At 74.1% G+C, this 13,312-nt stretch carries 16 protein-coding genes; 8 read left to right on the forward strand and 8 right to left on the reverse strand.

What is annotated here, in order from left to right; genetic code table 11:
- Window positions 1-19: 19 nt before the first annotated feature.
- Window positions 20-520, forward strand: coding sequence for a DUF3093 domain-containing protein (locus tag ACFY23_RS16530; protein WP_350681342.1), 501 nt, complete (start codon window positions 20-22; stop codon window positions 518-520).
- Between the two features lie 72 nt (window positions 521-592).
- On the opposite strand, the gene ACFY23_RS16535 is transcribed toward ACFY23_RS16530, so the two are convergent.
- Together ACFY23_RS16535 and ACFY23_RS16540 are read right to left on the reverse strand one after the other, a co-directional pair.
- A complete protein-coding gene (locus tag ACFY23_RS16535) occupies window positions 593-1,471 on the reverse strand; it encodes a hypothetical protein (RefSeq protein WP_350681306.1) in 879 nt (292 codons plus the stop codon).
- Window positions 1,472-1,610: 139 nt separating this feature from the next.
- Window positions 1,611-1,907: a DUF4193 domain-containing protein gene (locus ACFY23_RS16540; protein ID WP_007075406.1), complete on the reverse strand. Its 297-nt coding sequence runs from the start codon at window positions 1,905-1,907 to the stop codon at window positions 1,611-1,613.
- A 434-nt stretch (window positions 1,908-2,341) separates the two neighbouring features.
- On the opposite strand from ACFY23_RS16540, the gene ACFY23_RS16545 reads away from it, so the two are divergent.
- Window positions 2,342-2,857 carry a LytR C-terminal domain-containing protein gene (locus tag ACFY23_RS16545; protein ID WP_350681344.1) on the forward strand — a complete coding sequence of 172 codons (516 nt, stop codon included), beginning with the start codon at window positions 2,342-2,344 and terminating at the stop codon, window positions 2,855-2,857.
- Window positions 2,858-2,934: 77 nt separating this feature from the next.
- On the opposite strand, the gene ACFY23_RS16550 is transcribed toward ACFY23_RS16545, so the two are convergent.
- Window positions 2,935-3,750 (reverse strand): inositol monophosphatase family protein, encoded by an 816-nt coding sequence (locus ACFY23_RS16550; RefSeq protein WP_350819103.1) that lies wholly within the window; start codon window positions 3,748-3,750, stop codon window positions 2,935-2,937.
- Window positions 3,751-4,039: 289 nt separating this feature from the next.
- Between ACFY23_RS16550 and ACFY23_RS16555 the strand changes: the two genes are divergently transcribed.
- Window positions 4,040-5,656, forward strand: a complete 1,617-nt coding sequence (locus tag ACFY23_RS16555; RefSeq protein ID WP_350681310.1) for an RNA polymerase sigma factor — start codon at window positions 4,040-4,042, stop codon at window positions 5,654-5,656.
- 244 nt (window positions 5,657-5,900) lie between these two features.
- On the forward strand, window positions 5,901-6,134 hold the full coding sequence (locus ACFY23_RS16560; protein ID WP_036374862.1) for a hypothetical protein: 234 nt from the start codon (window positions 5,901-5,903) through the stop codon (window positions 6,132-6,134).
- 328 nt (window positions 6,135-6,462) lie between these two features.
- On the opposite strand, the gene ACFY23_RS16565 is transcribed toward ACFY23_RS16560, so the two are convergent.
- From ACFY23_RS16565 to ACFY23_RS16575, 3 genes are all read right to left on the reverse strand, one after another.
- The gene (locus ACFY23_RS16565) at window positions 6,463-8,193 is read right to left on the reverse strand and encodes a DEAD/DEAH box helicase (protein WP_350681312.1); all 1,731 of its coding nucleotides are present in this window, start codon (window positions 8,191-8,193) and stop codon (window positions 6,463-6,465) included.
- Window positions 8,194-8,503: 310 nt separating this feature from the next.
- The gene (locus tag ACFY23_RS16570; protein ID WP_350681314.1) at window positions 8,504-9,154 is read right to left on the reverse strand and encodes a trimeric intracellular cation channel family protein; all 651 of its coding nucleotides are present in this window, start codon (window positions 9,152-9,154) and stop codon (window positions 8,504-8,506) included.
- A 40-nt stretch (window positions 9,155-9,194) separates the two neighbouring features.
- The gene (locus ACFY23_RS16575) at window positions 9,195-9,413 is read right to left on the reverse strand and encodes a DUF3039 domain-containing protein (protein WP_091096469.1); all 219 of its coding nucleotides are present in this window, start codon (window positions 9,411-9,413) and stop codon (window positions 9,195-9,197) included.
- An 87-nt stretch (window positions 9,414-9,500) separates the two neighbouring features.
- Here ACFY23_RS16575 and ACFY23_RS16580 point away from each other — a divergent pair, with 87 nt between their 5' ends.
- Together ACFY23_RS16580 and ACFY23_RS16585 are read left to right on the forward strand one after the other, a co-directional pair.
- Window positions 9,501-10,430 (forward strand): pseudouridine-5'-phosphate glycosidase, encoded by a 930-nt coding sequence (locus ACFY23_RS16580; RefSeq protein WP_350681316.1) that lies wholly within the window; start codon window positions 9,501-9,503, stop codon window positions 10,428-10,430.
- Window positions 10,427-11,323 carry a PfkB family carbohydrate kinase gene (locus ACFY23_RS16585; protein WP_350681318.1) on the forward strand — a complete coding sequence of 299 codons (897 nt, stop codon included), beginning with the start codon at window positions 10,427-10,429 and terminating at the stop codon, window positions 11,321-11,323. The genes ACFY23_RS16580 and ACFY23_RS16585 overlap by 4 nt, the downstream gene beginning before the upstream one ends.
- A 90-nt stretch (window positions 11,324-11,413) precedes the next feature.
- Here ACFY23_RS16585 and ACFY23_RS16590 read toward each other — a convergent pair whose 3' ends face one another.
- Entirely contained in the window at window positions 11,414-11,770 is a 357-nt protein-coding gene (locus ACFY23_RS16590; protein WP_350681346.1) for a DUF3099 domain-containing protein, read from the reverse strand.
- 107 nt (window positions 11,771-11,877) lie between these two features.
- On the opposite strand from ACFY23_RS16590, the gene ACFY23_RS16595 reads away from it, so the two are divergent.
- Together ACFY23_RS16595 and ACFY23_RS16600 are read left to right on the forward strand one after the other, a co-directional pair.
- Window positions 11,878-12,165 (forward strand): hypothetical protein, encoded by a 288-nt coding sequence (locus tag ACFY23_RS16595; protein ID WP_225851882.1) that lies wholly within the window; start codon window positions 11,878-11,880, stop codon window positions 12,163-12,165.
- A gap of 13 nt (window positions 12,166-12,178) precedes the next feature.
- Entirely contained in the window at window positions 12,179-12,490 is a 312-nt protein-coding gene (locus ACFY23_RS16600) for a hypothetical protein (protein ID WP_350681320.1), read from the forward strand.
- Between the two features lie 102 nt (window positions 12,491-12,592).
- Here the strand turns inward: ACFY23_RS16600 and ACFY23_RS16605 are convergent, their stop codons facing one another.
- Window positions 12,593-13,174 (reverse strand): HhH-GPD-type base excision DNA repair protein, encoded by a 582-nt coding sequence (locus ACFY23_RS16605; RefSeq protein ID WP_350681322.1) that lies wholly within the window; start codon window positions 13,172-13,174, stop codon window positions 12,593-12,595.
- Window positions 13,175-13,312 lie beyond the last annotated feature (138 nt).

Raw genomic sequence — 13,312 nt, forward strand, 5'->3', positions numbered from 1 at the left:
TACCCTGGCAGGAGTGAGCCTGTCGCCATCCTCGCCGTCCCCGGCGTCGCCCGCCGCGGCGCCCCCGGAGCACACCGAGCGGCTCGGCCTGCCCTGGTGGCTGTGGCTGGGCGGGCTGGCCGCGGCCACGCTGCTGGCCGTGGAGCTGTGGATGGGCGCCCCCGGCGTGCGTGCCTGGCTGCCGTTCGCGGTGCTGCTGCCGGCGGCCGTCGCCGGCCTGGCCTGGCTGGGCCGGATCCGGATCGCGGTCCGCGACGGCGAGCTGCGGGTGGACGACGCCCGGCTGCCCGTCCGGTTCGTCGCCGACGTCGTCCCGCTGGACGCCGCCGGCCGGCGTGAGGTGCTCGGGGTCGGGGCCGACCCGCTGGCGTTCGTGGTGCAGCGGCCGTGGGTCCCGGGCGCCGTCCAGGTGGTCCTCGACGACCCGGCCGACCCCACCCCGTTCTGGGTGGTCAGCACCCGCCACCCGGTCGAGCTGGCCGAGGCGGTCCTCGCCGCCCGCGACGCCGCCCGCTCCTGAGCCGTCCCGCCGCCCGCAGGCGGCCCTGTCCGTCCCCCGGCCACCGCACACCCGCCTGGCCCTGGACGGGCGTCAGGCGGGGCCGGGCAGGGCCGGCGGGCCGCCCGGGAGGGCGGGGCTCTTGCGGCGCAGGTCGCTGCGGAGCTGGTCGGCCATCGTCCAGGTGGCCCGGCGGTTGAGGTAGCTTGCCACCGCCGCCCCGGTGAGGAAGGGGCCGAGCGTGGTCAGGTTGCGGCCGAAGCGCTTGAGCAGCATGTCGCGCAGCTCCTTGCGGGCGGCGGTGCCGAGCACCGCGCCCACCCCGACGCCGGGCGTCATCGGATTGATCCCGCGCTGGCCGGCCCAGGACTGCACCAGCGCGACCGCCCGCTGGGTGCCGCCGGGCGGCAGCGGCACCCCGTAGACCTCGTGCAGCTCGCCGATCAGCTTGAGCTCGACGGCCACCACGGCGACCGTCTCGGCGGCGAGCAGGACCGGCGCGGAGAGCAGGGTCGGGGTGACGGCCCACTCGACCGCGGCGATTCCCCCGCCCGCGGCGCCGATCCCCGCCGTCGTCCGCGCGGCGTTGCGCACCAGCCGGTCGGCCAGCGCCTCGCCGTCCAGGCCGTCGAAGTGGCGACGAAGGGTCGCCAGGTCCCGCACGGGCACGTGCGGGGCGACCTCGGCGACCGTGTCGACCATCCACCGGACGGCGGTCTTCGGCTTGAACAGGTCGCCCAGCCCGCGCGCCCGCGCCTGCCCGACGAGCCGGCCGAGCAGTTGCCGCCGGCGGGACGTCCCGATGTCGTCGGCGGTCAGTGCCGCGACCGTGGCCCCCAGCTCCTCGTCGACGGCGCCAGCCGTGCCGCCGTCCGCGCCGGGCGCGGCGTCGGCCGGGTCACGGTCGCGTACGCCCTCGGCGCGGGTCCTGTCCGCGCCGCGTGTGCCGCGGGGTTCGCTCCGCTCGCTCATGGGTCCGACCTCCCGGAATGGACGGTCGCCGGCGTGGCGGCCACCCGTCACGAGTGAAGCAGTTCCCCCGCCGCAGCGCACGGCAACTCGGGCAGCGGCGGCCCCGCGAGGGAGCCGCCGCTGGTGCCGGCACGCGGTGTCAGACGCACTCGCGGCAGATCAGCTCGCCGTTGCGCTCCACCGCCAGCTGACTGCGGTGGTGCACGAGGAAGCAGCGGGCGCAGCGGAACTCGTCCTGCTGCATCGGTAGCACCTTGACCGTGAGTTCCTCGTCGGCCAGGTCGGCGCCGGGCAGCTCGAAGCTCTCGGCCACCTCGGCCTCGTCGACGTCCACGGCGCCCGACTGTGAGTCGACGCGTCGGGCCTTGAGCTCTTCCAGGCTGTCCTCGCCGAGGTCGACCTCGTCGCGACGCGGGGCGTCGTAGTCGGTGGCCATCGGTTTCACTCTCCCATATCGATGTTGTCGCTTCCGGTTGTAACGCCGGACGACGCTGTTTCGGTTCCGCTGGCCGGCCACCACTTTGTGTCGGTCACCCGACCCGAAGACAGCACGGACGGAGACCCCCGGAGGAACCCCCAGCGAGCGCGGAACCATACCCCCCCTCTGGGCGAGGCATGTATACCGCCCTCGTGGCTGAGATGTACGCCCCCGCACGCAAAGTTGTTCCCAATGTGACTCAGGCGACACGAAGATAGGGGTAGTAGTACCCGGTTCCCGGATGGCGCGCCGGCATGTCGGACTGTTTCCACGCGACGGCCGGACACCCGTTAACCTCAGCGGCGTACTCGACGGCCGGCGGGGCGGCCCGACCGCCGACGGCCGCCGCCACCCACCTCTGTCCGGGGAGCGCCCTGATGAGCTTTGCGCGAGTGCGAGCACTCGTTGTCGTCGGCCTGCTGGCGGTGCTGGCCCTGGTCTTCGTGGTGGTCGCCATGGTCCGCGACACCCAGAGCGACGCCGGCCTCGCGGGCGGGTGCCCGGAGGGCTGGCCGATGGCCGACGTGACCCTGCGCGAGCCCAAGGACGTCAAGATCAACGTGCTGAACGGCACCGACCGGATCGGCCTGGCCGCCAGCATCGCCGACGACTTCCGCAACCGGAAGTTCCAGGTGAAGAAGACCGGCGACGAGAAGAAGCAGATCGACGACGTCGCGCTGCTCCGCTACGGCCCGAAGGGCGTCGGCTCGGCGCACCTGCTGCGGGCGTACTTCCTCGGCAGCGCCGAGTGGGAGTACGACGCCAAGCGCACCGACGACGTGGTCGACGTGGTGCTCGGCGGCGACTTCCAGCAGCTCGCCACCACCACCGAGGTCAACCAGTCCCTGGGCGACCTCGGCGCACCGAGGGCCCCGGAGGGATCCTGCCCGATGAGCGAGGACGACTGACGCAGGTGCCGCGCCCCGGCTCGGCCGGGGCGCCCCCCACGCCGGCCTGGCGAAGGCCGTGCCGGCCGGCCCGCTGGTCACGGACCGCCGGAGGCGTCCAGGTCGGCGAGGCGGTCGTGCAGGGGCTTGAACAGGGCGGACGGGGCGGCGATCACCAGGTCCGGGCCGGCCGGCAGCCCGCCCAGCCCGGCCACCAGCAGCCCGGCCTCGGTGGCCACCAGCGCCCCGGCGGCCTGGTCCCAGGCGGCCAGCCCCTTCTCGTAGTAGGCGTCCACCCGTCCCTCCGCCGCGAAGCAGAGGTCCAGCGCGGCGGCGCCGAGCCGGCGGATGTCGCGGACGTGCGGGATCAGCTCGGCGACCACCCGGGCCTGGTGCGCCCGGCGCGCCGGGTCGTAGCCGAACCCCGTGGCGACCAGCGCCTGGCCGAGGTCCGTCTCCGTGGAGCAGCGCAGCCGCTCGCCGTCGCGCCAGGCGCCCCCGCCGAGGGTGGCGGTCCACTCCTCGCCGGTGTTGATGTTGCGCACCACCCCGGCCACCACCTCGCCGTCGACCTCGGCGGCGAGCGAGACCGCGCTGTGCGGGATCCCGTACAGGTAGTTGACCGTGCCGTCGATCGGGTCGACGATCCAGCGCACCCCGCCGGGGCCGGCCGGGCCGGTCTCCCCCGGGCCGTACTCCTCGCCGAGCACGGCGTCACCCGGGCGCAGCCGGCGCAGCGCGTCGACCACCTGCCGCTCGACCGCCCGGTCGGCGGCGGTCACCACGTCGGTGACCGTGCTCTTGGTGGCGGCCACCGACACGCCCTCGACCCGCATCCGGTACGCGGTCGCCGCCGCCTCGCGGGCCACCTCGATCGCGATCTCCAGCAGCTCCGCAGGCGCCGAGCGGTCCATCGTTCGTCCCCTTCCCGCACGGCCGGGGTGTTCCGGGTCACGCGCGGGTACCATCCTTACAAAGTCCACATCTACGTCGAATCGGCGGTCCCCGCCGCCGGTCCACCGTGCGGCGACTGATGATCGCCGCAGACGGCGTTACAATTCACCCCTGCCCACGCTGCGACGGACCGCCAACGACCGGCCGGCCCGACACACGGGGGCCTCTCAACCACATCGCCCGGCAAGGTGCACCGCTCTGCGTCGGACGACCCGGCCGTGCTCGCTCTTCGCCTCCGGAAGGTCATTCGTGACAGAACCCCGCCAGACCGGCGCCGACGTTCGCTCGCTCACCGACACCCTGATCGCCCACGCGCAGAGCGCCGGCGGCCAGCTCACGTCGGCCCAGCTCGCGCGCACCGTCGAGTCCGCCGAGGTGACTCCGGCCCAGGCCAAGAAGATCTTGCGGGCGCTCTCCGAGGCGGGAGTGACCGTGGTGGTCGACGGCTCGGCGAGCACCCGCCGCCGCGTCGCCGCCGCCCGCTCGGCCACCCCGGCGTCCCGGGCCACCACCGCCAAGACCACCAAGAAGGCCGCCGCGCCCGCCCCGAAGCAGGCGCCCGCCGCCGACGAGGCCCCCGCGCCCGCCCCGCGCAAGGTCGCCGCCGCCCGCAAGGCCACCGGCACCACCGCCGAGGTGGCCGCCAAGGCCGCGGCGCCCGCGAAGGCCACCAGGTCCACCCGGGCCACCAAGGCCACGGTCGCCGCCGCGGCCGGCGCCAAGCCGGCCAAGGCCGCCGGCAAGGCCAAGGGCGAGGGCGCCGAGGGCGACATCGACCCGGAGGAGCTGGCCGCCGAGATCGAGGACGTGGTGGTCGAGGAGCCGGCCGAGCTGGCCCAGGCCGCCGAGACCGACGCCGCCAACTCGGCCAGCGACAACGACTTCGAGTGGGACGACGAGGAGTCCGAGGCGCTCAAGCAGGCGCGCCGCGACGCCGAGCTGACCGCCTCGGCCGACTCGGTCCGGGCCTACCTGAAGCAGATCGGCAAGGTCCCGCTGCTCAACGCCGAGCAGGAGGTGGAGCTGGCCAAGCGGATCGAGGCCGGGCTCTACGCCGCCGAGCGGCTGCGCGCGGCCGAGGAGGGCGAGGAGAAGCTCACCCGCGACATGCAGCGGGACCTGCTCTGGATCTCCCGCGACGGCGAGCGCGCCAAGAACCACCTGCTGGAGGCCAACCTCCGCCTGGTCGTCTCGCTGGCCAAGCGCTACACCGGCCGCGGCATGGCCTTCCTCGACCTCATCCAGGAGGGCAACCTCGGCCTCATCCGCGCGGTCGAGAAGTTCGACTACACCAAGGGCTACAAGTTCTCCACCTACGCCACCTGGTGGATCCGGCAGGCGATCACCCGCGCGATGGCCGACCAGGCCCGCACCATCCGCATCCCGGTGCACATGGTCGAGGTGATCAACAAGCTCGGCCGCATCCAGCGCGAGCTGCTCCAGGACCTGGGCCGCGAGCCCACCCCGGAGGAGCTGGCCAAGGAGATGGACATCACACCGGAGAAGGTGCTGGAGATCCAGCAGTACGCCCGGGAGCCCATCTCGCTGGACCAGACGATCGGCGACGAGGGCGACAGCCAGCTCGGCGACTTCATCGAGGACTCCGAGGCCGTGGTCGCGGTCGACGCGGTGTCGTTCTCGCTGCTGCAGGACCAGCTCCAGCAGGTGCTGCAGACGTTGTCCGAGCGTGAGGCGGGTGTGGTACGCCTGCGCTTCGGCCTGACCGACGGCCAGCCGCGCACGCTCGACGAGATCGGCCAGGTCTACGGCGTGACCCGGGAGCGCATCCGGCAGATCGAGTCCAAGACCATGTCCAAGCTGCGTCACCCGTCGCGTTCGCAGGTGCTGCGGGATTACCTGGACTGATCGGGATCGTCAACCGAACGTGTCGTTTTGATCACCTGACGTGCAACGTCGGAAGGTGATCGTTCGGTTGCACGATTGTGATCGTTGACGTGGCACCCTTGGTGCACGGCACACTGTCCCTGCCATGTGTGACCTCGGTCCCCCGCGGGCACACAGGGAAGGCAGCGCCGGGACAAGGTGTTGCACGATAGGTGAGCAACGACCGAAGAGAGTGTTCATCGGTGACGACCAGAGGAGGAAGGCGATGACCCCGACCCTCACGCCGCCGCCCGAGACGGTGGCTCCCCCAGCCGCCGATGAACGGTGCGACCGCTGCAATGCTGCCGGCAAGCTCCGGATCACTCTGGCGGGTGGGAGCGAGCTGGTGTTCTGTGGGCACCACGCGAACAAGTACGCGGAGGATCTCGTGAAGATCACCGTGCGGTACGCGACGGACCCGGAGTTCAGCTGGCGTGGCGCCGATCTGATGGCGAACTGAATCCGCAAACCGACGACATAGCCGGCCGGAGGCTCCCCACGGGGAGCCTCCGGCCGGCTTTTGCGTACCCCGGCCCTGCCCGGCCCACGACCCACGCACGCGGAACGGATCGCGCGGCCGGGCCACGGACGGCCCCGACGCGGCCCAGCGGGCACGGGCGGAGCCGACCGCGCACCGCCGGCCACGGACGGCCTGACGGGCACAGCGGGCGCGGACCACGCGCCGGGCCCCCGGGGCGACCGCACGTGCCGTACGCGCCCGCGTCGCTGGCCCACTCGCCGGTCCGCCCCGGCGGGGGCCCGATCGGAGGTCGCCGGGCTGCCCGCCGTCAGAGGGTCTGGACGGTGGCGATGCGTTCCTCGAGCTGCTCGATCGTGGCCTGGGCGCTCGGCGGGCCGCCGCAGAGGCGACGCAGCTCGGCGTGGATCTTGCCGTGCGGCTGCCCCGTGCGGTGGTGCCGGGCGGCCACCAGAGCGTTGAGCTGCCGACGCAGGGCTACCCGACGCTGGGCGGCACTCATGGGTGCCGGCGGCGCCGCAGCCGGCTCAGCGGCCGGCTCAGCGGGCCGCGCGGCCCTCCGGCGCTGGGCGGCGAGCTGCTCCTGCTGCCGCTTGGTCAGCAGCATGGAGACCTGCTCGGCGGTGAGCAGCCCGGGCAGGCCCAGGTACTCCTCCTCCTCGGGGGTGCCGGCCTGGGCGGCGGTGCCGAACGAGGCGCCGTCGAAGATCACCTGGTCCAGCTCGGCGGTCGCGGAGAGGGCGGCGAACCGCTTCTCCAGCTCGCCGCTGGCCTGGTCGTCGCGCTGGGCGCGTTCCAGCAGGTCGTCGTCGAAACCCTCGCGGTCCTTCGGCTTGCCGAGCACGTGGTCCCGCTCGGCCTCCATCTCGCTGGCCAGCCCGAGCAGGTGCGGCACACTGGGCAGGAAGACCGAGGCGGTCTCCCCCTCGCGGCGGGCGCGGACGAACCGGCCGATCGCCTGCGCGAAGTAGAGCGGGGTGCTGGCGCTGGTCGCGTACACCCCGACCGCCAGGCGGGGGATGTCGACGCCCTCGGAGACCATCCGGACCGCCACCAGCCACCGCTGCTCGGACGCCGCGAACGTCGCGATCCGCGCGGAGGCCCCCACGTCGTCGGAGAGCACCACCGCCGCCCGTTCGCCGGTCACCTGCTCGATGAGCTTCGCGTACGAACGGGCGGCCTGCTGGTCGCTGGCGATCACCAGCCCGCCGGCGTCGGGCATCCCCGCGTTACGCAGCACGGTCAGCCGGGCGTCGGCGGCCCGCAGCACCTGCGGCATCCAGTCGCCCGCCGGATCGAGGGCGGTACGCCACGCCTGCGCGACGAGGTCCTGGGTCATCGGCTCGCCCAGCCGCGCCGCCAGCTCCTCCCCGGCGTTCGTGCGCCACCGGGTCTCCCCCGAGTACGCCAGGAAGAGCACCGGGCGGACGACGCCGTCGCGCAGCGCGTCGGAGTAGCCGTACACCGAGTCGGCGCGGGAGCGGAGCAGACCGTCCCCGCCCCGCTCGTACGTGACGAACGGGATGGGGTTGTCGTCGGAGCGGAACGGGGTGCCGGTGAGCATCAGCCGGCGCTCGGCGCCCTCGAAGGCGGCCTTCACCCCGTCGCCCCAGGAGCGGCTGTCCCCCGCGTGGTGGATCTCGTCGAGGATGACCAGCGTGCGCCGGGTCAGGGTGCGCCGTTTGTGCACCTGGGGCGCCATGCCCACCTGTGCGTACGTCACGACGGCGCCGTGGAAGTCGGCGGAGGAGTGCAGGTCGGCGTTGCGGAAGGCGGCGTCGAGCTGGATGCCGACCCGGGCCGCCGCCTGCGCCCACTGGGTCTTCAGGTGCTCGGTCGGGGCCACCACGGTGACCGCCTCGACGGTGCCGTCGGCGAGCAGCTCGGCGGCGATCCGCAGGGCGAAGGTGGTCTTACCGGCGCCCGGGGTGGCGACCGCGGTGAAGTCGGGGTCGCGCCGGCGCAGGTACTCCACCAGTGCCTTGCGCTGCCACGCGCGCAGTGCCGGAAACGTCTCGATCGCCGGCAACCGGGCCGCCACGCGAAGCTCCTCTCCGACCGCCTGAAAGGGCGGACCCCGGCCGAGGGCCACGGGTGCCGCCGCCCATGAAAACGCCTCCGCGCCGATGGTGCCGCGAAGGCCGACTCAGCATAACCAGCGCGGCCCTCCCGACCCAGCCGACACCACGCGGCTCACATCTCCCACGTCCGCGATCACGGACCAGGGGGCTCGTCCTCGACGGACGACCTCCGCGATCTTGCACCTTCGGCCCCCGGTTCGCACCTTGAGCGGCATTTGACGGGGCAGAAAAGTGCAAGATCGCGGGGCGGGCAGGGCGGGGCGTGGGGGGTCAGGGGTGAGGGCCGGGGGTGTGGGTGCGTGGGGGGCGGAGGGTGGCGATGGGGGCGGACCAGCGCCGGCGCAGGGCGACCAGGCGGAACAGGAAGACGAACACCGCCGCCGCGGTCAGCCAGGCGGCGTTGGCGTGCCCGAGCGCGTCCAGCAGCGCCACGGTGACCGAGCCGGCGAGCGCGGCGACCGCGTAGATCTCGCGCCGCAGCACCACCGGGATCTCGGCGGTGAGCAGGTCCCGCCCGAGGCCGCCGCCGATCGCGGTGAGCATGCCGATCACGCACGCCCCCACCGCCGGCACCTGGGCGTCGAGGGCCTTGACCGTGCCGGTGACGGTGAACAGCCCCAGCCCGGCCGCGTCCAGCACCAGCACGGTGGTGCGCAGCCTGGCGAGCTGGGGGTGCAGCCAGAAGACGGCGGCGGCGGTGACGGCGGCCGTGGCGGCGTACCGCCAGTCGGCGAAGGCCAGCGGCGGCACCTCGTCGATCGCCAGGTCCCGGAAGATCCCGCCGCCGAGCGCGGCGACGAAGCCGACGAAGACGACGCCGAAGAGGTCGAGCCGTTTGGCCACCGCCGCGGAGGCCCCGGAGGCGGCGAAGACCGCCACTCCGGTGAGGTCGGCGAGGAGCAGGGCGGTGGAGGTGGTCACCGCCGAAGGTTACGTGGGCGGCCACGCGGGCCGCCCCGGTTCACTCGGCGTACGAGTCGTAGATCTCCTTGCACTTCGGGCAGACCGGCGAGCCGGGCTTGGCGGCCTTGGTCACCGGGAACGTCTCCCCGCAGAGCGCGACGACGAAGGTGCCCATGACGGCACTCTCGGCGATCTTCTCCTTGCGCACGTAGTGGAACATTTCGGGACCGGTGTCGGCGTCCTTCAGCTCCGGACGCTCGAGAACCTGTGTGCTCACTTCTGCACCTCCAACCGTCAAGTCTGGCAGGTCACCGCGGCCCGGTCCACTTCAGGTCACCCCCGGCGCAGGCCGTACGGTGGTGACGTGACCGACTTTCACATCCACTACGGCGCGGAGGTGGCCGAGGCGCTGCGCGCCGGACGCCCCGTCGTCGCCCTGGAGAGCACCATCGTCTCGCACGGCCTGCCCCGGCCCGACAACCTCCGGGTGGCCCGGGAGATCGAGCAGGCGGTCCGGGACGCGGGCGCGGTCCCGGCGACCATCGGCATGGTCGGCGGCCGGCTCGTGGCGGGCCTGGACGACGCGGAGCTGACCCGGCTCGCCACCGCCGACGGGGTCGCGAAGCTCTCCGTACGCGATCTCGCCGTGGCGGCCGCCACCGGCGCGGACGGCGCCACGACCGTGGCCGCGACCAGCGCGGTGGCCGCCGCCGCCGGCATCGGGGTGTTCGCCACCGGCGGCCTCGGCGGGGTGCACCGGGAGGCCGCGCAGACCTTCGACGAGTCCGCCGACCTGGTCACCCTGGCCCGGACCCCGATCGCGGTGGTCTGCGCCGGCGTCAAGTCGATCCTCGACGTGGGCGCCACCCTGGAGCGGCTGGAGACCCTCGGCGTCGGCGTGGTGGGCTACCGGACCCGCCGGTTCCCCGGCTTCTTCATCACCGACGGCGGCTTCGACCTGGACTGGTCGCTGGACTCCGCGGAGCAGGTCGCCGACGCGCTGGCCGCCCGGGAGCAGCACGGCGTGCACCACGGCGGCCTGATCGTGGCCAACCCGCTGCCGGTCGACGAGCAGCTCGACCCGGAGCTGCACGACCGGACCCTCGCCGACGGGCTGGCGCTGCTGGAGCGCGACGGGGTGACCGGCAAGGCGGTGACGCCCTACCTGCTCGCCCACTTCCACTCGGCGACCGAGGGGGCGAGCCTGGCGGTGAACGTCCGGATCATCCTGCGCAACGCCGACCTCGCCGCCCGGATCGCGGTCGCCGCGGCCGTCCGTCGCGCCGGCGCATGACCGCAGGCCGCGTCCTCGTCGTCGGCGACCTGATCACCGACGTGGTGGCGGTGCTGACCGGGCCGCCGGCCACCGGGTCCGACACGCCGGCGGCCATCCGGTTCAGCGGCGGCGGACAGGCCGCCAACACCGCCGCCTGGCTCGCCGCCCAGGGCGTGCCGGTGACGCTGGTGGGCGCGGTCGGCGACGACGGCCAGGGCCGGGAGCGGGTGGCCGAGCTGGAGCGGGCCGGGGTCGACTGCGCGGTGACGCGGCACCCGGAGCACGCCACCGGCACGGTCATCGTGCTGGCCACCGCCGGGGAGCGGACGATGATCACCGAGCGGGGCGCGAACCTGCGGCTGGCTCCGGCGGACGTCGACGCGGCACTGGCCGCCGCGTCGGACGCGCGGCACCTGCACCTGTCCGCGTACACCCTGCTGGACGCCGGGTCCCGCCCGGCCGGGCTGCGCGCGCTGGCCGCCGCCCGCGAGCGCGGGCTCACCACGAGCGTCGACGCGGCCTCGGCGGCGCCGCTGCGGCGGGTCGGCGCGGCGGCCTTCCTGACCTGGGTACGCGGAGTCGACCTGCTCCTGGTCAACGCCGACGAGGCGACGGTGCTGGCCGGCGGGCTCGACCCGGCGGCGCAGGGGCGGGCGCTGTCGGCCTCCGCCCGGCGGATCGTCGTCAAACAGGGCGCGGCGGGGGCGGTCTGGGTGGACCGCGACGCCACGGTCGCCGTGGCGCCGGCCCGCCGGGTGGCGGTGGTGGACGTCACCGGGGCCGGGGACGCCTTCGCGGCCGGGCTGCTGGCCGCCTGGCTCGCCGGCGCGGGCCCCGAGGTGGCGCTGCGCCGCGCGGGCGACCTCGGCGCCCTGGCGGTCTCGCAGGTGGGCGCCCGGCCCGCCGGCTGACCGGAGACCGTGCCGTCCGCCCGGCCCTGCCCCGGGCGGACGCCGGAGACGGGCCGGGTCAGGATTCGGCGGACGCCGGGCCCGGGCTCGTCAGGGCTCGGCGTCGATCACCTTGTGCGGCCGCTCCTCGGCGGTCAGGCTCATCGGCGGGGTCTCGTCGCGGTGCCGCGCCTGGAACCGGGACGCCAGCCGGTGCTGCTCCTTCGGCGGCCGGTCGTTGGCCAGCAGCACGGCCAACCACGGGATGAGCACCATGCCGAGGGCCACCAGCGGCAGCCAGAGCCAGAGCAACGGGGCCTGCACGCCGACCAGGACCGCACCGACGATCACGCACACCACCCGGATCCCCATCATCAGCACGTAGCGCCGCTGGCGGCTGGTGAGCTGATCGTCCTGGCTGCGCGAGGCGTCGGTGATCAGAATCGGCTGGTACGCCTGACGCTTCACCACGGACCTCCTCGAGGGGGTTACGCCTCATCCTGTCACCTCCGGCGCATGATCAGCGAAAATCCGTCCAGGCTGGCTCGTGTTACATCCGTGGTACGCTCGGCGCCGTGGGCAGCAGGTTCAGCTTCACCGACGAGGCGTTGGCCAACCTGAGGGTCTACGACGTCACGCCCGGGGAAGTCTGGGAGGCGCTGCACAGCACCCGCCGGGTGATCCGTCACCTGGGCGACGACGTGATGGTCGTCTACGCCGCCGCCCGCCGGGGGCGCCGGCTGGCCGTGCTGCTCGCCGAGGCCGACGGCACCGACAACGACTGGGACATCCTCTCCGCCCGCGAGCTCAGCGACGTCGAGGCGAAGCGCTACGACGAGGCCGTGCGGAGATCTCGCCGATGAGGAGGCGGTGACGATGAACCGTAACGACGCGACCAAGCAGTTCCACAGCGGCGGTGACCGGCTCGCGGAGCTGATCGACGAGAGCCAGCCGGTGGAGCTGCCGACCCCCGACACCGACACCCCCATGGTCAGCCGCTCGGTGCGCCTGCCCTTGGAGACGTACGAGCGGGTCCGCGCGGCCGCCGACGCGCGCGGCATCGGGGTCACCACGCTGATGCGGCAGTGGATCGAGGCCGGCCTGGCCGACCTGGACGACTCGGCGACGGTCTCCCTCGCCGATGTCCGGCGGGCGCTGGCCGCCCTGTCCCGGCCCACCGCCGCCTGACGTCGCGGCCAGGCACACCCCGGCGACCGCCGCCCGCCCTCGGCCGTCACGGGCCGCGCGGACGTCCCCTCCCCCGGCCTCGCCGGCGGCAGCGGCCACAGTTCAGCCCTGGGCGGCCTTCGCCTTCGCCGCCGCCTTCATCTGCTGCTTGTAGTCGCGCACCCGGCGCAGCGAGTCCGCGTCGACGACGTCCGCCACCGACCGGTGCGCGTCCGGGTCGCCGTACCCGCCGGCCGCCTCCCGCCAGCCTTCCGGCGTGACCCCGAACCGCTTGCCGAGCAGGGCGAGGAAGATCTGCGCCTTCTGCCTGCCGAAGCCGGGCAGCTCGGCGATGCGGCGGAACAACTCCCGGCCGTCGGCGACGCCCGACCAGAGCCCGGCGGCGTCGCCGTCGTACCGGTCGACGAGGACCCGGCACACCTCCTGCACCCGGGCCGCCATCGCCTTCGGGAACCGGTGCAGCGCCGGCGGCTGGGCGAACAGGGCCAGCAGGGCCTCCGGGTCGTGGTCGGCGATCTCCCGGGCGTCCAGGTCCCGTCCGAGGCGCTGGGTCAGCACGTACGGCGAGGAGAACGCCTTCTCCATCGTGACCTGTTGGTCGAGGACCATCCCCAGCAGCAGGGCCAGCGGGCTGCGCTCCAGCAGCCGGTTGGCCTCGGGGTCGATGGGCAGCGCGAGCGTCATGGGACCATCCTGCCCAATCGCGGACGCCGGGCGGAGGGGCCGCGCCGATCCGCCCGGGCCTTCCCACCGCCGCCGGGCAGGGCGTCGCCGCCCGCCACCAGGCAAGGCGTCGTCGCCCGGCCCCGGCGCCCCGGCCTG

The sequence above is a fragment of the Micromonospora sp. NPDC000121 genome, assembly GCF_042899165.1.
In the GTDB taxonomy this organism is placed as follows: domain Bacteria; phylum Actinomycetota; class Actinomycetes; order Mycobacteriales; family Micromonosporaceae; genus Micromonospora.